Source organism: Gemmobacter sp. LW-1, assembly GCF_001303875.1.
Lineage (GTDB): Bacteria > Pseudomonadota > Alphaproteobacteria > Rhodobacterales > Rhodobacteraceae > Gemmobacter > Gemmobacter caeni.
This window is the reverse complement of sequence record NZ_LJSC01000054.1, coordinates 20,042-43,350: the sequence shown is the minus strand read 5'-3', so window position 1 is coordinate 43,350 and position 23,309 is coordinate 20,042. Positions and strand designations below refer to the sequence as shown.

The following is a 23,309-nucleotide window of genomic DNA, read 5'->3' as shown; positions in this document are numbered from 1 at the left end:
CGGTGGATGCCTCCGGCGGGAGTATTTGGCAAGGAGCAAGCCATGAGCGTGACGCTGGACGGCATCGCCGCACGGCTGGCAGCGGAGCGACTGGAGGTTCTGGGCGGGTTTGCGGTCACGGCGGGGGAGGGGCTGCCTGCGGGCACGCGGACCCTGCTGCTGATCGGGCCAGCGGAGCCGGGGTTCTGGGCGCATTTCACTGCTGGGCCGGAATGGAATGATGGTGCGCCCGATCCGGTGGATCGCTGGTCGCGGCGGGTGATCGGGCGGCTGGCTTGCGATCTGGGCGCCAAGGCCCTGTTTCCCTTTGGCGGACCGCCCTGGCATCCCTTCTATCAATGGGCCCTGCGCTGCGGCACGGCATGGGAAAGCCCGGTGCGGCTGCTGGTGCATGCGCGGCAGGGGTTGTTCTTTTCCGCACGCGGGGCGCTGGCGCTGAAAGAGTCTGTGGAGATGCCGGAGGCGGGGAGGGCGCTCTGCGAGAGCTGCACGCAGCCCTGTCTGACCGCCTGTCCCGCCGGGGCGCTGACCGGGGCGGGGTATGATGTGCCTGCCTGTCACAGCTTTCTGGATACGCCAGAGGGGCGCGACTGTCTGACGGGAGGCTGCCTTGTGCGGCGCGCTTGCCCGGTGTCGCAAAGCTATGCAAGACTGCCGGAACAATCAGCCTATCACATGGGGCAGTTCCACACATGACCAAGCGCCTGATCCTGACGCGCCACGCGAAATCAAGCTGGGACGACCCGCTGATGAGCGACCATGACCGCCCGCTGAATGAGCGGGGCAAAGCTGCCGCCGCCGATCTCGGCGAATGGCTGGCCTCGCGCGGCTATGTGCCGGGGCAGGTGCTGTGCTCGGACGCGCTGCGCACGCGGAAAACCTGGTCCGGGATCGCGCCCGCGCTGCCCGGCACACCGATTCTGGATCTGAAACCGGCGCTGTACCATGCCGGGCCGGATGTCATGCTGGCGGTGCTGCGCCATGCGACGGCGGATGTGGTGATGATGATCGGCCACAATCCCGGCATTGGCGAGTTCGCCCATCGCATCGTCGCCCGCGCACCGCTGAATGCGGAGTTCCAGCGCTATCCCACCGGCGCCACGCTGGTTTGCGATTTTGCGGTGGAAAGCTGGGCGGATGTGGACTGGGGGCAGGGCAGCGTGGATGATTTCATCATCCCGCGCGAGATCGCGGCCTGACGCAAAGGAAAAGGGGCGCCACGACGGGGCGCCCCTTTCTGATTCCGACAGACTTCAGTGGCCGAGGATCTGGCTGAGGAACAGCTTGGTCCGTTCGCTTTGCGGATTGTTGAAGAACTCGCGCGGTTCGTTCTGCTCGACGATCTGGCCCTGATCCATGAACACCACGCGGTTGGCGACAGCCTGGGCAAAGCCCATTTCATGCGTGACGCAGAGCATGGTCATGCCCTCTTCCGCCAGCTCGATCATGGTATCCAGAACCTCCTTGATCATCTCGGGATCAAGCGCCGAGGTCGGTTCGTCGAACAGCATGATCCGGGGCTTCATGCAGAGCGAGCGGGCAATTGCCACGCGCTGTTGCTGACCGCCGGAAAGCTGGCCGGGATATTTGTTGGCCTGTTCAGGGATCTTCACCTTGCGCAGGAAATGCATGGCGGTTTCTTCCGCCTCTTTCTTTGGAACCTTGCGGACCCAGATCGGGGCGAGCGTGCAGTTTTCCAGAATCGTCAGATGCGGGAACAGGTTGAAGTGCTGGAACACCATCCCGACCTCCGAGCGCACCTTGTCGATGTTCTTGAGGTCGTTGGTCAATTCGGTGCCATCCACGATGATCTGCCCGGCCTGATGTTCCTCAAGCCGGTTGATACAGCGGATCAGCGTCGATTTCCCCGACCCCGAAGGGCCGCAGATCACGATGCGTTCACCCTTGTAAACCGTCATGTTCACATCGCGCAGGACGTGGAACTGACCATACCATTTGTTCATCTGGGTGATCTGGATGGCGACCTCGTCGGAGACCTTCAGTTTCGAGCGGTCGATTGCGTGTTCAGCCATGGTCAGGCTCCTTAACGGTGATCGGTCTTCAGCTTGCGTTCGAGCCACATGGAGTAGCGCGACATGCCGAAGCAGATGAGGAAGAAGATGGCGCCGGCAAAGATATAGGGCTCCCAGTAGATGCCCTTCCAGTTGATGTCGGCGCGCACGATCGTGGTGATGCCCTTCAGCGGATCGTTCAGGCCGACGAAGGCCACCAGCGTGGTATCCTTGAACAGGCCAATGAAGGACGAGACGATGCCTGGGATCGAGATTTTCAGCGCCTGCGGCATGATGATCAGCCGCTGCGCCTGCCAGTAATCCAGCCCCAGCGCATCCGCTGCCTCATACTGGCCGCGCGGCAGCGCCGCGAGGCCGCCCCGGATCACCTCGGCGATATAGGCCGCAGCGAACAGGGTCACGAGGATGATGACACGCAGGATGATGTCGAAATCGCTGCCGGGCGGCAGGAAGTATTGCAGCAGCAGCGAGGCGGTGAACAGCAGCGTGATCAGCGGCACGCCCCGGATGAACTCGATAAAGCCCACCGAAAGGGTACGCACCAGCAGCATGTCGGATTTCCGCCCCAGTGCCAGCAGGATGCCCATGGGCAGCGAGGCCGAAATGGCGGTGACACCGATCACGAAGGAGAGGAGGAAGCCGCCGAAGTCCCGGCTGCCGACGGGGCGAAGGCTCAGCGGCAGGATGCCTTGCAGAAGGTCGGTGGCCGGAGCTTGCAGGAACAGCCACCACAGCGACGCCACGACCACGCCGATCCCGGCAGAGACGGGCACGCCCAGGCGCGGTTGCAGCACCGAGAACACCAGCCACAGCACCACGAAACCCAGCATTGCCACGACGGGCGCCCAGATCGAGCCGCCCCACAGCAGCCAGAAGGCGGTTGCCGGGTAAAGTGCTGTGATCCACAGCATTTTGCGGGGCAGGCTGGAATACAACACCGGCGCCAGCGCTCCGAACAGCAGCAGCAGCGAAAGATTCGGCCGCCAGTAGAGGTCACGCGGGTAGAAGCCATACAGATATTGCGGCCAGCGTTCTCGCACCATGGCCCAGCAGGCCCCGGTCGCGCCTTCACCCCAGCGCTCCTGAATGATCTGGCGGCATTCGTTGAGTGAATTGGCGTTCCAGACCGAATGCATCAGCCAGGGCAGAATATGCATCAGCAGCCAGACCACGGCCAGGATGCCCAGCACCGTGAGGACCGAGTTCATCGGTCCCGAGAAAAGGTTCTCGCGCATCCAGCGGGTGATGCCCTTCTGCCCCGGTGGCGGAGCCTCGGGCGGCAGCATCTGGTTGCGCACGAAGAAGAGTTGTTCCTGCATCTCAGCGCTCCTTCAGCCTGACGGCCCGGTTGAAGATGTTCATGCAGGCCGAGATGATGAGGCTGATCGTGAGATAAATGCCCATCATCAGCAGCATGCACTCCAGCTCTTTCCCGGTCTGGTTCAGCGTGATGCCGCCCAGCGTGCCGCGCAGATCCATGTAGGAGACGGCAATCGCCAGCGAGGTGTTCTTGGTCAGGTTCAGGTATTGGCTGATCAACGGCGGGATGATCACCCGCAGCGCCTGCGGCAGAATGACCAGCCGCATGGTGCGGGCGGGGCGGAGGCCAAGGGCCGACGCGGCCTCGGATTGCCCGCGCGAGATGGCCATGATCCCGGCGCGCACGATTTCTGCGATAAAGGCAGCGGTATAAAGCGCCAGTGCCAGTGTCAGGGCGGTGAAGCTGTGCAACACCGTGATGCCGCCGGTGAAATTGAAGCCCTTGAGCTCGGGCACCACGAAGTGCAGGCCGAGCGCCCAAAGCAGGATGGCCGAGGGCAGCACGAGGATCAGCAGGTTTTTCCACCATGTCACCGGGCGGACGCCCGTTGCATCCTGCGTGGCATCGGCCTGCTGCTTCAGCCGCCGGGCGGCGAAGATCGAGCCGCCAAACACCAGCAGCAACGCCAGCAGATTCAGCGAAACCTTGAAGATGCCGAGGTCAATGGTGCCGAGGCCTCCCTCGTTCGGGTCGGTGTCGCATTCCTCACGCGGCTTGCCGATGCAGAACTTCGGCTCGGGAATGTCGGTGCCGCGGTTGGTGACGGCGATGATGCCGAACAGCATGGAGGCCTTCGGCGCCTCCTCCGCCGCCTGCATTTCCGGTGTCACGCGGAAATCGCGCGGGCTGGGCGTGGTTTCCGACAGGATGGTGGCTGCCAGCAGAATCCACAGCAGAACCGGCACGTTGCGGAACATCTCGACGTAGACGGTCATCAGGCGCGAGATGATCCAGTTGTTCGACAGTCGCAACACACCGACCACCACGCCGATGATGGTGGCCAGCACACAGCCGACCACGGCGGAAAGCAGCGTGTTCAGCAGGCCGATGAAGGCGGCGCGGGCATGGGTACTGTCGTTAGTGTAATCGACAAGCCTTTGGTTGATGTCATACCCCGCACGGGACAGCAGGAACCCGAAATCAAAGGTCCGGTCCTTCGCGGCGAGGTTCTGGATCGTGTTGTTCAGAAGCCAGGACAGAAACAGCATGAACAGGATCAGCACAACCACCTGAATGGTCAGCGACCTGTAACGCGTGTCGTAGATAAGCATGCTCAGCCGAAAGGAATCTTTCGGCGCATCCTGAACGAAAGCCATATATTTTATACCCCCTGAAGCCTGCCTTGCCCGGGTTGGCCGGTGCTTTGTCTGTGCAGGCAGTTCGGTCGTGTTGGACGCGGGCGCGACCGAAGCCGCGCCCGTATCGTTTTCAGATCAGCGGAACGGCGGGGCGTATTGCAGGCCGCCCTGGGTCCACAGCGCGTTCAGGCCGCGGGCCAGACCGATCGGGGTGCCCGAACCGATGTTCGCCTCGAAGATCTCGCCATAGTTGCCGACCGCGGCAATGGCGCGCTTGGCCCATTCCTTGTCGAGGCCCAGCTTCTCGCCCAGTTCACCCTCGACGCCCAGCAGGCGCTTCACTTCCGGGTTCTGGGTGGTCGAGGCGACTTCCTCGATGTTGGCCTTGTTCACGCCGTATTCTTCGGCAGCGACCAGCGCGTAATAGGTCCAGCGGACCACATCGCCCCACTGGTTGTCGCCATGGCGAACCAGCGGACCCAGCGGCTCTTTCGAGATGATTTCCGGCAGGATGATATGGTTTTCGGCATCCGGCATCGAGGCGCGCGAGGCGGCAAGGCCCGAAGCGTCGGTGGTGTAGGCGTCGCAGGCGCCTGCCAGATACTGACGCTGGCCTTCCGAATCGTCAGCCACGGTGACCGGCGTGTAGGTCATGTTATTGGCCTTGAAGAAGTCGGCCAGGTTCAGCTCGGTCGTGGTGCCGGTCTGGATACAGACCGTGGCGCCATCCAGTTCCTTCGCCGAGGACACGCCCAGGTCTTTCTTCACCATGAAGCCCTGACCGTCATAGTAGTTCACGGCGACGAAATCGAACTTCAGGTCGACGTCACGCATGAAGGTCCAGGTCGAGTTGCGGACCAGCAGGTCAACCTCGCCCGAGGCCAGCGCGGTGAAACGGGTTTCGCCGGTGGTGGGGATGTATTTCACCTTGGAAGCGTCGCCGAGCACTGCCGCCGCGACCGCCTTGCAAAGCGCCACGTCGAAGCCCTGATAATTGCCGTTGGCGTCGGGCGCGCCGAAGCCGGTCAGGCCGACGTTCACGCCGCAGATCAGTTCGCCCCGGGCCTTCACGTCATCCAGCGTCGCGGCGCCGGCGATGCCAGCGATCAGCGCGGTGGCCGAAAGCGTGCCAAGGAATAGCGATTTTTTCATGCGTACCTCTTCCTGAGTGTCCACCCTTTGCGGGCGGTGTTATGGCCCCGTACGGAGCAGAAGACTGAGGGAGGCTTCCCTCTCAGTGACGGGCAGTTTCGTGTAAAGCGCTTTGGGCCGTCAAGTGAAACCGAGTTGATAGCGCAAACTGTCCCTGCGCGGGCAGTTTGCGCAGGGATCACGAAAGATGCGTCACATCTGCCCGGAAATTGGGCAAGATTGTTACCCACACAATGCGTAGAAACGGGCGGCGTCCTCGACCGCCTGGCGTTTGACGGCCTCGGCCTCAGCGGCCTCGGCATCTTCGCCCCATTGTTCGATCTGCCAGTGTTCATCGATTCGGCTGAGATCGAAGGCTTCCGCCGGGCTCAGATGCCCGTCGGTCACGGCAAGGCCCAGAACGGCAGAGCCGGTAATGGCAATCAGGTCGTGCAGGGCCGCCAGCTGGAATTCGTTCTGCGCGAAAATCGCGGCGCGCAGGGCAGCAAGGCTGGCAGGGTCTTGCGCGATATGCATGACGCCTGAGGTGGCGATCAGGGGTGCGCCATGGCGTTGCTTCGCCCAATCCAGCAATGGGTCCCAGCCCGCAGCCTGCCGAGCGATCAGCGCATCCGGCCCTTCGGCACGGTAGCACAGCAGATCAGTTCCTGCATAATCTGCAAGCATATCGGCCACTTGCGCGAATTGCGGGCGCACCTTGTCAATGGCGGAATTGGCGGCGCGCGTGGCGGGCATTGTCTCGGGGCGCACCTGCCCCTGCTGGGCGTCCCATTCCGCGGCGATGGCGGCAGCCAGTGTGCGGGTGGGCAGCACCAGAGCCGCCTTGGCCGGGGTCTTCACGGCGCGGCCATCCAGATGAACGGCAAAGCCGCCGTCCACAGGTTCGGCGCTCGCCGATTTCCAGAAACGTTTGGGGGTCCAGTCGCTCATCAGTGCAGCTTTTCGAACGGGTCTTCCGGCACGTCGCCCTCTTTCCAGTCGAGCAGCTTCCAGGTGCGGGCCATATGCTCGGGCAGGGGGGCGGTGAAGGTGATCGGTTCCCTGGTGATCGGATGCTCGATGCTCAGCCGCCGGGCATGCAGGTGCAGCTTGCGCGACAGATCACCGCCGGTGCCCGCGCCCCAGCCATCGCCCAGATTTTCAGCGTCCGAGCCACCATATTTGCCATCGCCAAGAATCGGATGACCGAACTCGGCCATATGGGCGCGCAGCTGGTGGGTACGGCCGGTGATCGGCTCCAGCGCCATCCAGCTCAGCCGGGTGCCAAGGAACCAGAGCGTGAAGTAATCGGTCTGCGCCCGCTTGGCATCGGGGTAATCACCAACCTTGGCAGGATGGATGCAGACCATCTTCTCGCCCTCGCCACCCCGGCCACGGCCCGGTGCCTTCATCAGCGCATATTTGATCGAGCCCTGCTTGGGCTGTGGAACGCCCGCAACGACGGCCCAGTAAATCTTGCGGGTATTGCGGTGGCGAAACGCCTCGGACAGGGCGCGAGCCACCCGGTCGGTGCGGGCCAGAACCAGGACACCCGAAGTATCCTTGTCCAGCCGGTGTACCAGCTTCGGCCGGTCCTTGTAGCCGAATTTCAGCGCCTCGGTCAGCCCGTCGACATGCCGGTCGCCCTGACCCGAGCCGCCCTGCGAGGGCAGCCCCGGCGGCTTGTTCAGCACGATGATATGCTCGTCCCTGAAGATTACCGCATCCTGGATCATCCGCGTATCTGCTGCGCTGACGCCATCGGGGCGCGGCCGCGAGGGGGCGTCATTTTCCGGCAGCGGCGGCACGCGGATCACCGTACCCGGTGCGACGCGATCCGCCGCTTTTGCGCGCTTGCCATCCACCCGTACCTGCCCGGTGCGGCACATCTTTTCGACCGCGCCCTGAGTCACATGCGGAAAGCGGCGCTTGAACCAGCGGTCGAGCCGCTGTTCGCCCTCATCCTCGGAAACGGTCAGCAGTTTCACACCGCTCATGTCAGAATGCTCCGCGTCAGGTGGACGGCCAGCACAAAGGCCGCCAGTGCGATCAGGACCGAGGCCGCGACATAGAGCGCCGCCGCGGTCATCTGGCCGCGCTCGGCCAGCGCGACCGTATCCATGGAAAAGGCAGAAAAGGTGGTGAAGCCGCCCAGAAGCCCGGTCATCAGCAGGGGCGCCAGATGCTGATGCCCGCGATGCGCCAGCGCCACCATCAGCACGCCCATCACCGCCGAACCCAGCACATTCGCCGTCAGCGTATGCCAGGGGAAGCCGCTGCCCAGCAGGCGCTGCATGCCCAGATTGACGCCATAGCGCAGGCTCGCCCCCATGGCGCCGCCAAGCGCGACCTGCACCAGCGCGTTCATTCCAGCCCCGCGACGATGGCGCGCAGGGTGGCGATGCCGTCACCCTTTTCCGAGGAGGTCATCACGATCTCGGGGTAGGCCGCCGGGTGCTTTGCCAGCGCGGCGCGCACCTGATCGAGGTTCTTCTCGCGTTCCGGGCGCGACAGCTTGTCCATCTTGGTCATCACGACCTGGAAGGTGACGGCAGATTTGTCGAGAAGCGTCATGATCTCGTCATCGACCGATTTGACGCCATGGCGGCTGTCGATCAGCACGAAGGCGCGGCGCAGGGTCTGGCGGCCTTGCAGATAGGCCTTCAACAGCGTCTGCCACTTCTGCACCGTCGAAACCGGCGCTTCGGCGAAACCATAGCCCGGAAGGTCAACCAGATAGCGGCTTTCGCCAAGGGCGAAATAGTTGATCTCCTGCGTCCGCCCCGGCGTGTTCGAGGCGCGCGCGAGGTTCTTGCGGCCGGTCAGCGCATTGATCAGGCTGGATTTCCCGACGTTCGAGCGACCGGCAAAACAGACCTCCAGCCGGTCTGCCGGCGGCAGGCCGGGCATGGCAACCACGCCTTTCACGAAATCGACCGGACCGGCGAACATCAGCCGGCCACGTTCGCGCGCGAAATCATCAGGCTCTTCGGCAAGCGGGAAGGGCAGGGCGGTCATTGGATGGTTACCTCCATGCCGGGGGCAATCTCGCCCCCTTCGACAACGACGGCGTAAACGCCGAAATCCTGATGCCCGAAGGCACCGCGTAGCGCGCCCAGCGTATCACCTTCAATGCGTCCGGTCGCCGGGTTGGCCTTGGTGGCATTGCACCGCTCGATCCGCTCGCGCACTTCCAGCAGCGCGTCGCCGATCCGCAGCCTGCGCCCGACCAGATCCCATTCCGCCCAGGGCTGCCAGCCCTCGACCCAGAGATTGCCGCGCCAGCGCAGCGGCGACAGGTCCATCCCCATCCGCGCGCCCAGATCGGTGTTGGAGGCCAGATTCAGGATCGAGACCGACGGATAATCGGTGTCCGACATGATCCGCCCGGCGCTGACAATGCGTTCGGGCATCGCCCGACCTGCGGGGTTCAGTTCGCGCACCCAATCCAGAAACCGCGGCAGGTCGGCTGCATCATCGGGTCGGAAGGTCAGTGGTTCACGTTCCGGGTGGGTCAGCGTCACGGCTGCAGTCGATTCGTCCAGCGCGGCATTGATCGCCATCAATGCAGGCGCCTTGGACCCCCGCGCGAAGTTCACGCAAGGATTCCAGCCCTCGACCAGCCGGGCCGCATCATGCGCCACGGCCCAGTGCCGGTCCCACGGCAGACCGGCACCCGCCGAAAGCCGAACGGACGCGAGGCTCTCGCGTCCGTGGCTCTTGATCGGATGTCGGCAGATGGTGTTCAGCCGTGCCTTCATTTCTTGCCCTTCGCTGGCTCGGGCTGTTTCTTCGAAAAGCCCGCCTTGATGTTGCCGAAGATATCCGGCTTGTGGCCATGGCTGCGCATGATCAGGTACTGCTGGATGAAAGTGATCGTGTTGTTGGTGATCCAGTACAGAACAAGACCCGAAGCAAAGCTGCCCAGCATGAACATGAACACCCAGGGCATCCAGGCGAAAATCATCGCCTGCGCCGGATCGGCGGGTGCCGGGTTCAGCTTCTGTTGCAGCCACATCGAGATGCCGAGCAGGATCGGCAGCACACCAATGAAGATCATGGCAAGGAAGGTGCCATGCGCCGGGGCCGCCCAGGGCAGCAGCCCGAACAGGTTGAACAGCGACGACGGATCGGGCGCCGACAGGTCGTTCAGCCAGCCGAAGAACGGCGCCTGACGCAGTTCGAGCGTGACGAAGATCACCTTGTAAAGGCTGAAGAAGATCGGAATTTGCAGGAAAATCGGCAGGCAGCCTGCTGCCGGATTGACCTTCTTTTCCTTGTAAAGCTGCATCATTTCCTTTTGCAGCTTCTGCTTATCCTCGCCCGCGCGTTCCTTCAGCGCCTCCATCTCGGGCTGAAGCTCTTTCATCCGCGCCATTGAGACATAGGATTTGTAGGCGAGCGGCAGCACGAGGATCTTCAGCACGAAGGTCAGTGCGATGATGGCCAGACCCATGTTGCCGATCCAGCCGTGCAGGTGGTGCAGCAGCCAGAAGATCGGCTTGGTGAAGAAGAAGAACCAGCCCCAGTCAATCGAATCGATGAAGCCCGCGATTCCGTCGTTGTTCTGGTAGTTCCGGATGGTTTCCCATTCCTTTGCACCGGCGAACAGGCGCGACGAAACTTCGGTGCTGGCCCCCGGTGCCACGGTGACAACCGGCATCCGCGTCTCGGTCTGATAGATGTCGGACTGGGCGTTGTATTTCACCACGGCGGTGTAGGGTTTGCCCTGCTCAGGGACCAGAACGGTCATCCAGTATTTGTCGGTAAAGCCCAGCCAGCCGTCGGCGGTGCCCTCGGTCACTTCGGCCTGTGCGCCTTCGCGGGCGACCTGCGGCAGATCGGCGACATCCTTGTACTTGATCTCGGCCAGCTTGCCGTCAGTCCGGCCGACAACGCCCTCGTGCAGTACATAGAAACTTTGCAGATCGGCCGGTTTGCCGTGGCGCGCTACCACGCCATAGGGTTGCAGCGTCGCCGTTTCGGTGCCCGTGTTGGCAACGGAATCCGTAACGGTGAACATGTAATTGTCATCAACGGCCAGTTGGCGCGTGAAGGTCAGGCCCTTGCCATTCGCCCACTCCAGCGTGACGGGCTTGCCCGGCGCCAGCGTATCGCCGCCGACCTGTTGCCATTCCGTCGTGGCGCCAGGCACATCCGCGAAATCCAGCGTCCCGCCCGGCGTCCAGCCGTAAAGGGCGTAATAGGCATGCGGCTCGCCGACCGGGGTCAGCAGGCGCACGATATCCGATTTCGGGTCGATGGTCGCGTGGTAGGCTTTCAGCGACAGATCATCAATGCGACCGCCCAGCAGCGACACCGAGCCCGACAGCTTCGGCGTGTCGATCTTCAGCCGGGGCGCCTCGGGGACGGGGGCGACCTCGGGCTGTGCCTGCGTCGCCGTTGCTGTCGCGGCGGGCGCCGTCGCAGGCTGGGTCGCGGCAACGGGATCGGCCGTCGGCGCCGTTTCTTCCGGCGGGAACAGCACGAACCACACGAGGATCACAAGGAAACTCAGCGCCGTCGCCAGAATAAGGTTCTTGTTCTGATCGTCCATCTGCGATCCCCACCGTGTCGCTTGAAAAGGCTGACCCGGGCGTGGGTCAGGCGTGGTTCAACAGAAGGGGGGAGAAAAGGTCAAGCGGTTTTCCCGGCGCGGGGTGGCCAATGACAGCCTCGCGGCGTCATTTCGTGGCCCGTGTGCCGATTCGCGGCAGCGGCCGGTGATTTGCCTGATGCCGGGCGATCCAGTCCTGCACCTGATCGAAGGGCATGGGGCGGGCGATGCCGAAGCCCTGCACATGGCGACAGCCCAGTTGCGCCAGCATCGCATGCTCGCCCGCCGTTTCCACCCCTTCGGCCAGGGTGTCGAGGTCAAGCTGTTTCGCCAGAGACAGAATGGCCGCGACCATCTTCTGCTGGCCGGGGTCGGCGTCGATCCGTGTCACAAAGCTGCGGTCGATTTTCAGCCGGTGCACGGCGAAGCGTCGGATATTGGTGATCGAGGCATGGCCGGTTCCGAAATCGTCAAGGTCGATGGTGCAGCCCAACTGCGCCATTGCCGCGATGTTGCGCACGATCACGTCATGTCCGGTGCTGGCGATCACGGTTTCCAGAATCTCGATGCAAAGACGACCTGGCTCCAGACCGAAACGGTCGATTTCCCATTCCAGCTTCTCGACGAAGCGGGGATTGCGCAACTCTGCCGCTGAGAGGTTGATGCCGACTTTCGGCACATTCAGCCCCGCGCGATCCCAACGCGACAGGGCCGTCAGCGCCTGAAACAGCATGACCTCGCCCAGACGCTCCGCCAGCCCGGCCTCTTCAATCGCCCCCAGAAACTCGACAGGGGGCACCACGCCGCGTTCGGGGTGATGCCATCGCGCGAGCGCCTCGAATCCGGTGATGTCGCCGGTATCGGTGGAAACCTGCGGCTGAAAATGGGCGCGGATCTCGCCCTGATCCAGCGCGTTTTCCAACAGGCCGCGCAGGGCATCGCGGTCGGCCCGTTTGCGCGCCATGTCGGGGGCGAAGGCGCGGATGGCGGCTGGGCCGTTGCGCAGCGCCTCATCCGCCGCGATCTGCGCCGCATCCAGCAACGCACGGCCTTCGGCGGCAGGTGCCGCGACGCCGAGGCAGAAACCGACCGAGCAGCTGACATAGAGGCGCATTGCATTGAGGCTGATGGGCGGCGCAATCGCGGCCTGAAGCCGCGCGGCAAGCTGGATCATGCTTTCCAGATCCAGCCGCCGCTGGGGGCTCAGCGCCACCGCAAAACCGCCACCTTCCAGCCGCGCAACCACATCCCCGCTGCGCAGGGCGCTGCAAATGCGTTCGGCACAGCGGGCCAGCACCTCGGTCTGCGCAGCGCGTCCATGTCGGTCCAGCAACAAGGCGGCATCGTCGAACTGCACGACAAGACAGCCGGTCTGCAAACCGCTGGCCGGTGCCGCGCGCAAGGCCGTATCGAGCAGTGTCACCAGTTGAGGCCGGAGCGCCAGACCCTGCAAGCCATCCGGCATCGGGGGCATGGCGGTTTCAGCCGGGCGCAGCAGATCCAGCGCCACGGCTGCCAGCGGCGCACCGAGCGCGAGTCCCAGCAGGGCCCGCTCTCCACCCAGCCAGTAGGCCGCCAGCGTCGCCGCAGGCAGCAGGAGCAGAGTTTCAGGCCGCCGCAAGCGCCGCAGCATCCGGCCCATGTTTTCTGACAGCCGTTTCCGGATTTGACCCGACATCGCGCCCCTCGCCACATCCGCGACCCCTCGGCCGCCGATGCACCCTAGGCGCGCATCCTCGACGGTTCGTTAAAATTCCTGTCCGAGATGCGGAGGATTTTCGCTAAATGTTCCGGGTTTCGCAGCCAGCCCGGTGAAATCGAAAATGGAAGGGTCGAGCAGATGCGACGGTCGCGCATTCATCAGCGCGCGGAACATCACCTGCCGCCGGCCGGGGCTTCGGGTCTCCCATCCGTCAAGCAACTGTTTGACCTGCTGGCGTTGCAAGCCTTCCTGGCTGCCGCACAGATCGCAGGGAATGATCGGGTAATTCATGGCGCGGGCGAATTTCTCGCAATCGGCCTCGGCCACGAAAGCCAGCGGGCGACAGACGAACAGATCGCCTTCCTCATTCAGCAGCTTGGGTGGCATGGTTGCCAGCCGTCCGCCGTGGAACAGGTTCATGAAGAAGGTTTCCAGAATGTCGTCGCGGTGATGGCCAAGCACCACGGCCGAGCAACCCTCTTCCCGCGCAATGCGATAAAGATTGCCGCGCCGCAGCCGGGAGCAGAGCGAGCACATGGTCTTGCCCGGCCCGATCTTGTCCATCACCACCGAATAGGTGTCCTGGTATTCGATGCGATGCGGCACGCCCATGCGTTGCAGGAAGTCCGGCAGGACGGTTGCCGGGAAATTCGGCTGACCCTGATCCAGATTGCAGGCCAGCAGATCGACCGGCAGGAGGCCGCGCCATTTCAGTTCGTGCAGGACAGCAAGCAGGGTATAGCTGTCCTTTCCGCCGGAAAGACAGACCAGCCAGCGCGTGCCGCGTTCGATCATCCCGTATTTGTCGATGGCATCCCGCACCTCGCGCACCAGCCGCTTGCGGAGCTTGCGGAATTCTGTGGTCGCGGGGGCGCCATGAAACAGCGGATGGATGTCCTCCGCCAGATCGTCGTCGGAAAGATGCAGATCGTCGGCCATTGGCCCCTCGCGCGCTGGAACGGCCTGCATATGCCAGAAGCGGCGCGCGCTTGCAAACCGGGCGTTGCCGGGGGATGACCCACCACGTGAGCGGAGCCGTCGCCTATCCGGGTGGATAGGTCAGAACAGACCCTGATCCCGCGCGATCAGCGCTGCCTGGGTGCGGTTATGCGCGCCGATCTTGCGATAGAGCGTCTTCATATGCAGCTTCACGGTCGGCTCGGTGATCCCGAGGTCGCGGGCGATTTCCTTGTTGGCCTTCCCCGAAACCAGCCCGCGCAGCACATCCATCTCGCGTCCTGACAGGCGCTGCACCAGCGGATGCGGTGCTTCTTCCTGCGCGGCGCGCAGAAACTCCAGCGGGGCATATTGCTCGCCCATCGCCATGAAGCGCACCGCATTGGCCAGCGACTTCGCGCTGAGCGTCTTGGGCAGATACCCCGCAGCCCCCATGGCCAGTGCCTGTTCGGCAATGTCGGCAGTCGCCGTGCCCGAAATCAGCGCGACCCGCTGCCCGCCCGCCATGGCCATGACCTGCCGCAGGCTTTCCAGCCCGTTCATGCCAGGCATCGCCACATCCAGAATGACAAGATCGAAGCGCGGCGCGGATTTGATGGCCTTTACCGCTTCCGGCAGGTTGCCCACGGCCGCGACCTCGGCGCCAGCTTCGACTTGCAGGAACAGCATGATCGTATCGCGCACGAGGTCGTGGTCGTCCGCGATCAGGATACGCATGCCATTTGCTCCATTTTTTGCCTTGGACGTGGCATCGGTCGGGCGCGATTGGGCCAGATACAGCTTCACTCTCCTTTGGGGCGATTCGCGTTGGGATGAAACAACGCCAGCGCTTGACGATTATAGGTTGAAAGATGGCAAGTGTGAGGCCTTGCGAAAGGATATCGGGGCGCATCCTGACGGAGAGGTCAAGTCGCCACCCCGCCGCCGCTGGAGGGCGGCCTTGCCCGGCCAGCCCGCCAAACAGGCCCTAAGGTCTTGTTCCGGCGCCTTGGGGCAGAACCCCGGCAGGTGTCCGGGCGCGCCGAGTGATGCAAATGGATATCGCCTATGCGCGCTCGACCTCGCTCTTGCTGGATCTGGTGCTGATCGGGCTGACCTTCCGTGCGCTCTGGACCGGGCGGGGCGCCTATTGAGCCCCTATCCGCAAGGATAGTCCGACAGTTCCGATGCGAATGCCCGGCCGATGCCCAACATGCTAGTCTCCGGCTCAAAAATCCGCGCGCCGGTTCCGCAGCCAGCCCTTCCAGAGGATATCACCGCCTTGGCCCCACGTCTTACCCGCAGAATCGTCCTGGCCGTGCTGACCAGCCTTGCCGCCATGACCGCGGCGCAGGCCGATACCCCGTTGCTGACCCTGACGGGTACTGTCGACGGCAAGCCCGGCACCAGCGTCACCTTCGATGCAGCCGCCCTTGCCGCCTTGCCACAGATCACCTTCACCACAAGCACGGTCTGGACAGAAGGCCCGCAGGAATTCACCGGCGTCTCGCTGGGCGCGGTGCTGCGGGCTGCCGGCATGACCGGCGCGCTGCTGGAGGCCTATGCCGCCAATGACTATTCGGTCGAGATCCCGGTGGAGGATTGGCCGGAGAATGCCCCCATCATTGCCCACAGCCGCAACGGCACCGCCATGTCCCTGCGTGACAAGGGGCCGCTGTGGATTGTCTATCCCTACGATTCCGACCCGGCCTACCGCAGCGAGGTGATCTACACCCGCAGCATCTGGCAACTGGAACGGATCGAGGTTCGACCCTAGGATCGGCAGCGGATCGGAAGAACGACAGGTGACGGATGACGCGATGCCAGGCTCCGGGCTGAATCCGGCTGCTGACCGGAAGCGCCGCCGGTTACGGCGCCTGCGCCTGCTGGTGGTTTCGGCCATCCTTGCCATCCTGTTCGGCATCATGGGCGCCATGACGCAGAACGTGGTCGCGCAGCTGAACACGCTGCGCTCTGCCGCTTCGGACAATCTGCAATGGACGCTGTCGCAGGTTGATGCGGAATTCCTGCGCTTCCGCCACGCGCTGGATACCGCCCGTGTCGAGGTGCATCTGGGGCAAACCACCGCGGCCCAGCTTGCCGATCTGCGCAAGCGGTTCGACATCTTCTACAGCCGGATCGACACGTTTCGCGCCACGGGCACCTATTCCACCCTGCGCCGCAATGCCGAGTTCAAACAGAATTTCGAGGTGATCCGCCAGGCGCGCGACCGGATGAGCGCTCTGGCTGATCTGCCCGATGCCGGGCTGGTGGCGGCCCTGGACCAGATGGACCGCGAGGCCGAGACGGTTGCACCCGTGGTACGCGCGCTTTCGGTCATGGGACTGGCGGAGTTCGCCACACATTCGGATGCCACGCGCATCGCCGTGACCACGACACTGGCCAGGCTTGCCCTGATTGCGGGGGGGATGTTCGTGGCGATCTCGCTGCTGGCGGTGCTGCTGCTGCGGATGTACCGGCTGAGCGAGCGCCGCGCCGTGGACCAGATGCTGACCACGGCGCGGATGCGCACGGTGATCCAGACCTCGCTTGACGGGATCGTGGTCTGTGACCGCGCGGCGCGCATTCTGGATTTCAGCCCGGCGGCAGAGGCGATCTTTGGCTGTACGGTGGAAGAGGTCACCGGGCGGGATCTTCTGACGCTCGTCAAGCCCGAGGAGGACAGGGACCGCAGCCTTGCCGCTGCTCTGCGCAATCCCGCGCCGGAAACGCTGGGGCGGCTTTATGTCGATGGCATCGGGCGCGACGGGCGCGTCTTTCCGGCCGAAATCTCGCTGCGTGTGGCAGAGGGCGATCAGGGGCAGATCTTCGTGCTGTTCATCCGCGACATCTCGCAGATCAGGCAGGCCGAGGCCGATCTGATCGAGGCGCATGACCGTGCCGTCGCGGGCGAAAAGGCCAAGGCGGAATTCGTGGCAGTCATGTCGCACGAGATGCGCACACCGCTGAACGGGTTGCTGGGCACCATGTCGCTGCTGGCCGATACCCGGCTTGACCCGCAGCAGAAAGCCTATCTCGGCTCGATGGAGGTTTCGGGCCGGCTGCTCAGCGCGCTGGTGAACGATGTTCTGGACATTTCGCAACTGGAGGCCGGGATGATGCGCCTGCAATCAAGGCCGTTCCGCCTGTCCGACATCGTGGAAGATGTGATCGCCAATCAGCATGGTCTGGCCAGAGTCAATGGCATCACGCTGTACTGGGGCTGGCAAAGCCCGCCCTTCGAACCGGCGGTCGGCGATCCCGACAAGATCCGGCAGGTCTTGCTGAACTTCGTGAACAACGCGATCAAATTCACGCCCCGCGGCGGGGTGCGGATCGAGATCGAGGCGCTGGACCCGGCGGCACCGGTCTCAGAGGTCGAGTTGCGGGTGATCGACACCGGCCTCGGGATTGCCGAAGGCGATCTGGAACGGATTTTCCGCGATTTCGAGATGATCGACAGCTCTTACGGGCGGCGCTCGGGCACCGGGCTTGGGCTGGGCATTTCGCGGCGGCTGGCCGGGCTGATGGGCGGCGAGGTGGGGGTGGAAAGCACACAGGGCGAAGGCAGCGTGTTCTGGATGCGGCTGCCGCTGGAACGCAGCGCGGCCGCCTTGCCGCTGCCGGAGGGCACTGCCGCCGTGCCGCCGGATGCGGCGGCTCCCGGCCACGCCCTTTCCGTGCTGATTGTCGAGGACAACGAAATCAACCGGATCATCCTGCATGACATGGTCACGCTCGCAGGTCATGCGGTGACCGAGGCCTGTGATGGCCGCGAGGGCGTGGCACGCGCCGCAGAAACCCGGTTCGATGTGATCCTGATGGATATTTCGATGCCCGTCATGGACGGGCGGGCTGCGACCCGCGCGATCCGCACGGGAACGGGCGCCTCGGCGGCGGCTCCCATCGTTGCGATTACCGCCCATGCCCTGCCGGAAGAAGTGGCCGCCTTCCGGGCCGCAGGCATGACGGATGTGCTGAAGAAACCCATTAACCGCAAGGAACTGCTTGCGGCCCTGGCAGAGGTTTCCGGCGCCGCGCCGCAGGCGGAAGGGATGGGGGCCGTGGCCAGACCAACAGGGCCCCTGTTCGATGCCTCCCGTCTGGTGCCGGATGACACCGCACCTGTTTCTGCCGCACTCCGCGCCCTGACGGGGCGGTTCATCGACCAGATAGACGCAATGGCGCGGGATCTGGCCGATGAACCGCAGGCCAGCGACCCCGCCGCGCGGATGCAGCTCTTGCACCGCTGCGCGGGGGCGGCGGGCACATTTGGAGCCGTGGCGCTTCATGCCCGGCTTCATGCCATTGAGACCGCCTGGAAGTCGGGTGACAGCCAGCCACTTGCCGATGCGGCCCGCAACATCCCGCCGCTTTGGCAAGAGACGCGCGGGCAGATCCTTGCCTGGCTGGAACGGATGCCGCCCGGCGCCTGAGGTCAAGGGCTTCCCAGTACCGTGCCCACGACGCGGGCCACATCGGCAATGTTGGTCACCGCGCTGTCATAGCAGGCGATGGCATCGCCGGGCAGCAGATAAGGGTCGAATTCGTCCCGGTCGGCGCGGGTCATCATATCCTCTATCCGGCGTTCGATCACGACCGAAACGCCGGTGACAGGGTTGCGCGACATCATCTTTGTCGCTGAAGATTTTCGGGACTGCCTTTCCTTACGGCGCCCCACATTGAATCTGATATGCGGTTCTTCACCCGCCGCTACCGCATGAATGATCCGATAAGCGCTACTATGACGCTTTGTACCTGACTGGCAGCAGGTGGCGGTGCTGTGATCTGAATGCCAGTTACTCGATTAACTCCAGAATGCAGGCGTCCACCGTGTGTGCGGAGTGGATCGCAACTCGGGTGTGGCGTGGCTTGATAGTGATATTTTGATGCGGCTCCTCTGACCGGCCGTATGCCTCGCATTTGCATCAAAACCTGCCGGTGGTTCGTGTCGACTACGGAGATTGTGAAGGCTTGTTGCCGGAAACATCCTGAGGTGGCTGTGGTTCGACACGCTCTTGCGCAGGGCCTTTGTGCTGCGCCCTGACCGCGCAGCAAGATATCGCCCGAGGCGCGGCGTGAACGGTTCCCAATCGGACCGTTGCCGCTTTGGCCTTGTCAGACAGCGGTTACATTCCACTATTGATCACCGACCCGGGCCAGCGCACTATACCCGGCACGATGACCATGCAGCCTTTTTGGGGAGGAAAGGCCATGATGTGTTTCGACGAGTGGAACAGTTGTATCCTCAACAATTGTGGCCACTACTATAGCAAGCCGGTGAAGAACACCCGCAAGCCGGTCGGAATCTTCAGTCTGCGCCGCCGTCACGGGGTCGATATCGCAGACATGCAATGCGAGATCGACCAGATCGAACGTCTGCGCGCGGGCATTCGCCGGGACGACCACGAATATCTTTTCCTGCTGATGCAGAAATCCGGCGAGATGCGCGTGGCCCATAATGGCCGGGAAGAGGTGTTGATGGCGGGCGACAGTCTGCTGATGGATTCGACGCGCACGGCCGAACTGCGTTTCGACGGCAAGGCATCGTCGTTCCTGTCGGTGCATCTGCCACGCAGCCTCTGCCTGGAAGGGCGGGGGGCCAGTCCTGTCACCGGGCGGCGCATGGACCGGGCGCATCCGCTGCGGCCCAGTCTTGATGCGCTGATGAACGGCGAGGGGCATGGCGATTCCCATGCCGATTATCTGTTCGATTTCATTGCCATGATGTTCCGCCCTGATGAACGCCCGGGCGACGCGGCGTCGTTCCGCGACCGGCACGGGCGGTTCCGCTACATCTGCGACACGATCGAGCGGCATGTCCCGGACAGCGACTTCACCATCGAGCGGCTCGCCGGGCTGGTGCATATGTCGCGCCGTCAGTTGCAACGCGATTTCCGCGACAATGGCACCACCTTTACCCGCGTGCTTTGCGAGGCCCGGATGAAGCTGGTCGCCAGCCATCTGCGCCGTGCGGCGCGGCAGAAACAGCGGCCCGCGATTTCCGATCTGGCCTATCGCGCGGGGTTCAGCGATCTGTCGCACTTCAACCGCAGTTTCCGGCAGCTTTATCAGCTTTCGCCGGGCGGCTACTATGAAGACCATCTTCAAACCCTGATCGAACATTGATCTGAAATGTTTTTTTTGGCGCGTGGGGCCGCAATTCTGGCGCACCCGGCCAAGACCCGGCCCGCGCTGCCGTGATCTGGTTTTCATCCAGAACCGAGGGGAGGCGGTCGAGGATGAACAGAATGGACGTGCAGAGTCTGACCGGACCGAACCCGCCGCGCGTGGCGGGATGGCTTCGGCAAAGCCCTTCCTCCGCCCCACCCCCCGGATTCGGGCGGGACCGCGCCGCCGCATGAAACCCCTAGTCACTTCAGCAGGTCGCCAAATGAAACACCATCTTCTGCTTTCACTTTCGGTTCTGGCCGCCACCGGCGGTCAGGTTCTTGCACAGGAAAAAGACATCCAGCCCGAAACCCTTGCCGTCGAGGCGCGGATTTCCGAGGGAAATCATATCTATCTGATGGATATGGGCATCTCGGGGTCCAGTTCGGTCTTCGTGCTGAACGCCGATGACCTGTCGCTGGAAGGCAATATCGGCGCGGGCACCTTCAGCCAGATGCTGATGAGTGGGGATGGCAAGTCGATCTATACCGGCTCGGTCTACATGAAGCGCTATACCCGCGGCCCCATCGAGGCGGTGATCGAGGAATACGACCCGCAAACCCTGAACCTGCGGCGCGAGTTCACGGTGTCCGACAAGATGGCTCAGACGCTTAGCCAGAAGGGCGCACTGAACCTTTCGGCGGATGGCAAATACATGCTGGTCCAGAATGCCACGCCCGCGACCTCGATCAACGTGGTCGATCTGGCGGCGGGGAAGGATCTGGTCGAGGTGCCGACCCCCGGCTGCTGGACCGCCTATCCCTCCACTGAAGGGCTGGCCTTCACCACCATCTGCGGTGATGGCTCTCTGGTGAAATACACGATTGGCGCCGATGGCACGGTCAGCGAACCGGCGAAATCGGACAAGATCTTCGATGCCGATACGGCGCCGATCTTCGGTGTCGCGCTGCGGATCGACGGCAAGCTGGTCTACATCTCGTTCGACGGCAAGCTGCTGGAGGTTGATGACAGCGGCGACAAGCCGGTGCTGGGCCGCACCATCGCCTTCGCAAAAGATGGCTGGGCGCCTTCGGGCTATACGCTGATGGCCTATCACGCCGCGTCGAAAACCCTGTTCGTGATGATGCATTCCAATGCGGGCGACGGCACGCACAAGAACCCGGCGGAAGAGATCTGGGCGATCAATATGACCAGCGGCGAGGTTGTGGGCCGCAGCGCTGCGCATGGCGAAACCAATATCGCAGTCAGCACGGGCGAGGTGCCGCAACTGATCGGCGTGGATCATCTGGGCGGGCTGCATCGTTACGATGTGACGCTGGGCGATACCGTCAGCCTGACGGAAAGCGCCGCCAAGGAAGGGGCTGCCTTCTTCCCGACGATGATCGCGACGGATTACTGAGATGGCGGCGCTTGCCTCTCTTGCTTCGGTGACGGTGACCAGCTTCCTGGTCATCGTGCTGGCGCGGGCGGTCTGGCACAAGGTGGAACGGTTTCTGGAAACCGTGGGGTTCGCGCAGGGTTACGGCCTGGTGCCCGAAGCCTGGGCTGCCCCGGCGGTTCGGCTGCTGACCGGCGTCGAGGTGGCAACGATCCTTGCGCTGATCCTGCCGGTTGCGCGTCCTTTCGGCGGGTTTCTGGCGGCGGGTCTGTTCTCGGGTTACGCGGCCATCATGGCAGTGGCCCTGGTGCAGGGCCGCAGCCGGATCGACTGCGGTTGCGGCGGTCTGCCGCAAATCGTGTCGGTCTTCACGCTGGGCCGCAATGCCGTGCTGACCCTGCTGGCGCTGTCGGTGGCGATGCTGCCTGCGGCCCCGGTGCCGAAGTTCGATGTTGCCGTCGCCATTGCCGGCGCGCTGGTCCTTGTCGCCATCTATACCATCATCGAGCGCCTTGCCTCGCATCTGCCCTATATCCGGCAGGGAGACCTTTAGCATGAACCTCCTGATCTTTTCGAACATCCTGCTGTGGGTCGTGGTGCTGATCCAGCTTGCGGTGATCTTCGCCCTGGCCCGCCAGATCGGTATTCTGTTCGAGCGTGTCTCGCCCGTCGGCGCGATGATCTCGGATGCGGGGCCCGCGCTGGGTGACAAGGTTCCGGCGCTGGCCTTGCCCAACCTGAACGGGCCTGGGCTGACGCTCGGCCGGGCAGGGGGGCGTTCGCAACTGGTGTTTTTCCTGTCGACCAGTTGCCCGATCTGCAAGGCCCTGCTGCCCGCGCTGAAATCCATCAAGGCCGACGAACAGGGCTGGCTCGACGTGGTTCTGGCCTCGGACGGGCGCGAGCAACTGCACCGCCGCCTGATTGAAGCCGAAAACCTCGAAGCCTTCCCCTATGTGCTGTCCCCGGAGCTGGGGATGAGCTTCAAGGTCTCGAAACTGCCCTTCGCCGTACTCATCGACAAGGATGGCAAGGTGGCGGCCAAGGGTCTCGTGAACAGCCGGGAACAGCTTGAAAGTCTGTTCACCGCTTCTGAAACCGGCATCCCCTCCTATCAGGCCGCTGTGGCCGGGATGACCTCCTGACATATCGTGACATCAAGAAGGAAACCGACATGACCCGTTTCATTGACAGATTCCTCAAGCGCCTCGATGGTGCGACTGAGGCGAATATCCGTTCTTCCGCGCGCCGCAATGGCCGCCGGTCCTTCCTCGCCCGCACCGGCATGGCGCTGCTGGGCGCCGCCGTCTCGGTGCCGGTGCTGCCTTTCGACCGCCGGGCCTTCGCCTCGACCGAAGGCGGCGCGGCGGATCCGTGCAGCTACTGGCGGCATTGCGCCATCGACGGTTTCCTGTGCGAGGATTCCGGCGGCTCGCTGACCTCCTGCCCGCCGGGCAGCAGCGTTTCGGCGGTGTCCTGGGTCGGCACCTGCTCGAATCCCGATGACGGCAAGGACTACCTCATCAGCTACAATGACTGCTGCGGCAAACCCTTCATCCCCAGCGCGACCTTCTGCAACAACAACAAGGGCGAACGTCCCGGCTATCGCATGGGTCTTTACAACGACATCAACTGGTGCACCGCCAATACCGACAAGGGCTATCATTGTACGGTGTCGGTCGTCGTGGGTCTGGCCGATTGATGCGCGCGGTTCTCCTTGTGGCCGCTCTTGCCGGTCTCCTGTCCGGTCCCGCATCCGCCGAGGATGCGGGGGCGGCCCTGTTCGACGCGCATTGCGCCGCCTGCCATAATACCGGCGGG

Annotated in this window: 23 protein-coding genes; 9 read left to right on the top strand and 14 right to left on the bottom strand. The window is 63.6% G+C overall.

The genetic code is table 11. The features are described 5' to 3' along the window. Positions 1 to 42: 42 nt before the first annotated feature. Positions 43 to 696 (top strand): hypothetical protein, encoded by a 654-nt coding sequence (locus AO684_RS16470; protein WP_054303825.1) that lies wholly within the window; start codon positions 43 to 45, stop codon positions 694 to 696. Continuing rightward, positions 693 to 1,199 (top strand): histidine phosphatase family protein, encoded by a 507-nt coding sequence (locus AO684_RS16465; protein WP_054303824.1) that lies wholly within the window; start codon positions 693 to 695, stop codon positions 1,197 to 1,199. Before AO684_RS16470 ends, AO684_RS16465 begins: the two co-directional genes overlap by 4 nt. Before the next feature lie 54 nt (positions 1,200 to 1,253). Here AO684_RS16465 and AO684_RS16460 read toward each other — a convergent pair whose 3' ends face one another. From AO684_RS16460 to AO684_RS16400, 13 genes are all read right to left on the bottom strand, one after another. Beyond that, positions 1,254 to 2,033: an amino acid ABC transporter ATP-binding protein gene (locus AO684_RS16460; protein ID WP_054303823.1), complete on the bottom strand. Its 780-nt coding sequence runs from the start codon at positions 2,031 to 2,033 to the stop codon at positions 1,254 to 1,256. A gap of 11 nt (positions 2,034 to 2,044) precedes the next feature. Then, positions 2,045 to 3,352, bottom strand: a complete 1,308-nt coding sequence (locus tag AO684_RS16455; protein WP_054303822.1) for an amino acid ABC transporter permease — start codon at positions 3,350 to 3,352, stop codon at positions 2,045 to 2,047. A 1-nt stretch (position 3,353) separates the two neighbouring features. Then, positions 3,354 to 4,670, bottom strand: a complete 1,317-nt coding sequence (locus AO684_RS16450; RefSeq protein WP_054303821.1) for an amino acid ABC transporter permease — start codon at positions 4,668 to 4,670, stop codon at positions 3,354 to 3,356. A gap of 117 nt (positions 4,671 to 4,787) precedes the next feature. After that, on the bottom strand, positions 4,788 to 5,804 hold the full coding sequence (locus AO684_RS16445; RefSeq protein ID WP_054303820.1) for an amino acid ABC transporter substrate-binding protein: 1,017 nt from the start codon (positions 5,802 to 5,804) through the stop codon (positions 4,788 to 4,790). A 222-nt stretch (positions 5,805 to 6,026) separates the two neighbouring features. Further along, positions 6,027 to 6,734, bottom strand: a complete 708-nt coding sequence (locus tag AO684_RS16440) for an ATP12 family chaperone protein (protein WP_054303819.1) — start codon at positions 6,732 to 6,734, stop codon at positions 6,027 to 6,029. Beyond that, positions 6,734 to 7,780 carry an RluA family pseudouridine synthase gene (locus AO684_RS16435; RefSeq protein ID WP_054303818.1) on the bottom strand — a complete coding sequence of 349 codons (1,047 nt, stop codon included), beginning with the start codon at positions 7,778 to 7,780 and terminating at the stop codon, positions 6,734 to 6,736. Before AO684_RS16435 ends, AO684_RS16440 begins: the two co-directional genes overlap by 1 nt. Then, a complete protein-coding gene (crcB, locus tag AO684_RS16430; protein WP_054303817.1) occupies positions 7,777 to 8,151 on the bottom strand; it encodes a fluoride efflux transporter CrcB in 375 nt (124 codons plus the stop codon). Before crcB ends, AO684_RS16435 begins: the two co-directional genes overlap by 4 nt. Beyond that, positions 8,148 to 8,801 (bottom strand): ribosome biogenesis GTP-binding protein YihA/YsxC, encoded by a 654-nt coding sequence (gene yihA / locus AO684_RS16425; protein WP_054303816.1) that lies wholly within the window; start codon positions 8,799 to 8,801, stop codon positions 8,148 to 8,150. Before yihA ends, crcB begins: the two co-directional genes overlap by 4 nt. Further along, complete coding sequence (locus AO684_RS16420) at positions 8,798 to 9,544, bottom strand: MOSC domain-containing protein (protein ID WP_054303815.1); 747 nt, start codon at positions 9,542 to 9,544, stop codon at positions 8,798 to 8,800. The genes yihA and AO684_RS16420 overlap by 4 nt, the downstream gene beginning before the upstream one ends. After that, positions 9,541 to 11,340, bottom strand: coding sequence for a membrane protein insertase YidC (gene yidC, locus AO684_RS16415; protein WP_054303814.1), 1,800 nt, complete (start codon positions 11,338 to 11,340; stop codon positions 9,541 to 9,543). Before yidC ends, AO684_RS16420 begins: the two co-directional genes overlap by 4 nt. Positions 11,341 to 11,467: 127 nt before the next feature. Then, positions 11,468 to 13,018 carry a bifunctional diguanylate cyclase/phosphodiesterase gene (locus AO684_RS16410; RefSeq protein ID WP_082401059.1) on the bottom strand — a complete coding sequence of 517 codons (1,551 nt, stop codon included), beginning with the start codon at positions 13,016 to 13,018 and terminating at the stop codon, positions 11,468 to 11,470. Between the two features lie 69 nt (positions 13,019 to 13,087). Then, positions 13,088 to 13,981: a tRNA 2-thiocytidine(32) synthetase TtcA gene (gene ttcA / locus AO684_RS16405; RefSeq protein ID WP_054303813.1), complete on the bottom strand. Its 894-nt coding sequence runs from the start codon at positions 13,979 to 13,981 to the stop codon at positions 13,088 to 13,090. Between the two features lie 120 nt (positions 13,982 to 14,101). Then, complete coding sequence (locus AO684_RS16400; protein ID WP_054303938.1) at positions 14,102 to 14,716, bottom strand: response regulator; 615 nt, start codon at positions 14,714 to 14,716, stop codon at positions 14,102 to 14,104. Between the two features lie 544 nt (positions 14,717 to 15,260). Between AO684_RS16400 and AO684_RS16395 the strand changes: the two genes are divergently transcribed. Then, complete coding sequence (locus AO684_RS16395) at positions 15,261 to 15,755, top strand: oxidoreductase (protein WP_235451307.1); 495 nt, start codon at positions 15,261 to 15,263, stop codon at positions 15,753 to 15,755. A 43-nt stretch (positions 15,756 to 15,798) separates the two neighbouring features. Then, complete coding sequence (locus AO684_RS16390; protein WP_054303812.1) at positions 15,799 to 18,414, top strand: ATP-binding protein; 2,616 nt, start codon at positions 15,799 to 15,801, stop codon at positions 18,412 to 18,414. 2 nt (positions 18,415 to 18,416) lie between these two features. Here AO684_RS16390 and AO684_RS16385 read toward each other — a convergent pair whose 3' ends face one another. Continuing rightward, positions 18,417 to 18,608 carry a hypothetical protein gene (locus AO684_RS16385; protein ID WP_199750772.1) on the bottom strand — a complete coding sequence of 64 codons (192 nt, stop codon included), beginning with the start codon at positions 18,606 to 18,608 and terminating at the stop codon, positions 18,417 to 18,419. Positions 18,609 to 19,192: 584 nt separating this feature from the next. Between AO684_RS16385 and AO684_RS16380 the strand changes: the two genes are divergently transcribed. The 5 genes from AO684_RS16380 (at position 19,193) to AO684_RS16360 (ending at position 23,190) form a co-directional block, all read left to right on the top strand. Further along, on the top strand, positions 19,193 to 20,107 hold the full coding sequence (locus AO684_RS16380) for a helix-turn-helix domain-containing protein (protein WP_054303810.1): 915 nt from the start codon (positions 19,193 to 19,195) through the stop codon (positions 20,105 to 20,107). Positions 20,108 to 20,372: 265 nt separating this feature from the next. Continuing rightward, the gene (locus AO684_RS16375) at positions 20,373 to 21,509 is read left to right on the top strand and encodes an amine dehydrogenase large subunit (RefSeq protein ID WP_054303809.1); all 1,137 of its coding nucleotides are present in this window, start codon (positions 20,373 to 20,375) and stop codon (positions 21,507 to 21,509) included. A 1-nt stretch (position 21,510) separates the two neighbouring features. Beyond that, positions 21,511 to 22,041 carry a MauE/DoxX family redox-associated membrane protein gene (locus AO684_RS16370; RefSeq protein ID WP_054303808.1) on the top strand — a complete coding sequence of 177 codons (531 nt, stop codon included), beginning with the start codon at positions 21,511 to 21,513 and terminating at the stop codon, positions 22,039 to 22,041. 1 nt (position 22,042) lies between these two features. Next, positions 22,043 to 22,633 (top strand): redoxin family protein, encoded by a 591-nt coding sequence (locus AO684_RS16365; protein ID WP_054303807.1) that lies wholly within the window; start codon positions 22,043 to 22,045, stop codon positions 22,631 to 22,633. A gap of 29 nt (positions 22,634 to 22,662) precedes the next feature. Further along, positions 22,663 to 23,190 (top strand): methylamine dehydrogenase light chain, encoded by a 528-nt coding sequence (locus tag AO684_RS16360; protein WP_054303806.1) that lies wholly within the window; start codon positions 22,663 to 22,665, stop codon positions 23,188 to 23,190. Positions 23,191 to 23,309: the final 119 nt, after the last annotated feature.

Bases quoted from the DNA above. Each gene is read 5' to 3' on its own strand.
- AO684_RS16400 (WP_054303938.1), bottom strand. From the start codon at position 14,716: ATGCGTATCCTGATCGCGGACGACCACGACCTCGTGCGCGATACGATC.
- AO684_RS16470 (WP_054303825.1), top strand. From the start codon at position 43: ATGAGCGTGACGCTGGACGGCATCGCCGCACGGCTGGCAGCGGAGCGA.
- ttcA (WP_054303813.1), bottom strand. From the start codon at position 13,981: ATGGCCGACGATCTGCATCTTTCCGACGACGATCTGGCGGAGGACATC.
- AO684_RS16445 (WP_054303820.1), bottom strand. From the start codon at position 5,804: ATGAAAAAATCGCTATTCCTTGGCACGCTTTCGGCCACCGCGCTGATC.
- AO684_RS16455 (WP_054303822.1), bottom strand. From the start codon at position 3,352: ATGCAGGAACAACTCTTCTTCGTGCGCAACCAGATGCTGCCGCCCGAG.
- AO684_RS16420 (WP_054303815.1), bottom strand. From the start codon at position 9,544: ATGAAGGCACGGCTGAACACCATCTGCCGACATCCGATCAAGAGCCAC.
- AO684_RS16390 (WP_054303812.1), top strand. From the start codon at position 15,799: ATGCCAGGCTCCGGGCTGAATCCGGCTGCTGACCGGAAGCGCCGCCGG.
- AO684_RS16435 (WP_054303818.1), bottom strand. From the start codon at position 7,780: ATGAGCGGTGTGAAACTGCTGACCGTTTCCGAGGATGAGGGCGAACAG.
- crcB (WP_054303817.1), bottom strand. From the start codon at position 8,151: ATGAACGCGCTGGTGCAGGTCGCGCTTGGCGGCGCCATGGGGGCGAGC.
- AO684_RS16440 (WP_054303819.1), bottom strand. From the start codon at position 6,734: ATGAGCGACTGGACCCCCAAACGTTTCTGGAAATCGGCGAGCGCCGAA.
- AO684_RS16365 (WP_054303807.1), top strand. From the start codon at position 22,043: ATGAACCTCCTGATCTTTTCGAACATCCTGCTGTGGGTCGTGGTGCTG.
- AO684_RS16385 (WP_199750772.1), bottom strand. From the start codon at position 18,608: ATGTCGCGCAACCCTGTCACCGGCGTTTCGGTCGTGATCGAACGCCGG.
- AO684_RS16370 (WP_054303808.1), top strand. From the start codon at position 21,511: ATGGCGGCGCTTGCCTCTCTTGCTTCGGTGACGGTGACCAGCTTCCTG.
- AO684_RS16460 (WP_054303823.1), bottom strand. From the start codon at position 2,033: ATGGCTGAACACGCAATCGACCGCTCGAAACTGAAGGTCTCCGACGAG.
- AO684_RS16450 (WP_054303821.1), bottom strand. From the start codon at position 4,670: ATGGCTTTCGTTCAGGATGCGCCGAAAGATTCCTTTCGGCTGAGCATG.
- AO684_RS16410 (WP_082401059.1), bottom strand. From the start codon at position 13,018: ATGTCGGGTCAAATCCGGAAACGGCTGTCAGAAAACATGGGCCGGATG.
- AO684_RS16360 (WP_054303806.1), top strand. From the start codon at position 22,663: ATGACCCGTTTCATTGACAGATTCCTCAAGCGCCTCGATGGTGCGACT.
- AO684_RS16375 (WP_054303809.1), top strand. From the start codon at position 20,373: ATGAAACACCATCTTCTGCTTTCACTTTCGGTTCTGGCCGCCACCGGC.
- yihA (WP_054303816.1), bottom strand. From the start codon at position 8,801: ATGACCGCCCTGCCCTTCCCGCTTGCCGAAGAGCCTGATGATTTCGCG.
- yidC (WP_054303814.1), bottom strand. From the start codon at position 11,340: ATGGACGATCAGAACAAGAACCTTATTCTGGCGACGGCGCTGAGTTTC.
- AO684_RS16465 (WP_054303824.1), top strand. From the start codon at position 693: ATGACCAAGCGCCTGATCCTGACGCGCCACGCGAAATCAAGCTGGGAC.
- AO684_RS16380 (WP_054303810.1), top strand. From the start codon at position 19,193: ATGATGTGTTTCGACGAGTGGAACAGTTGTATCCTCAACAATTGTGGC.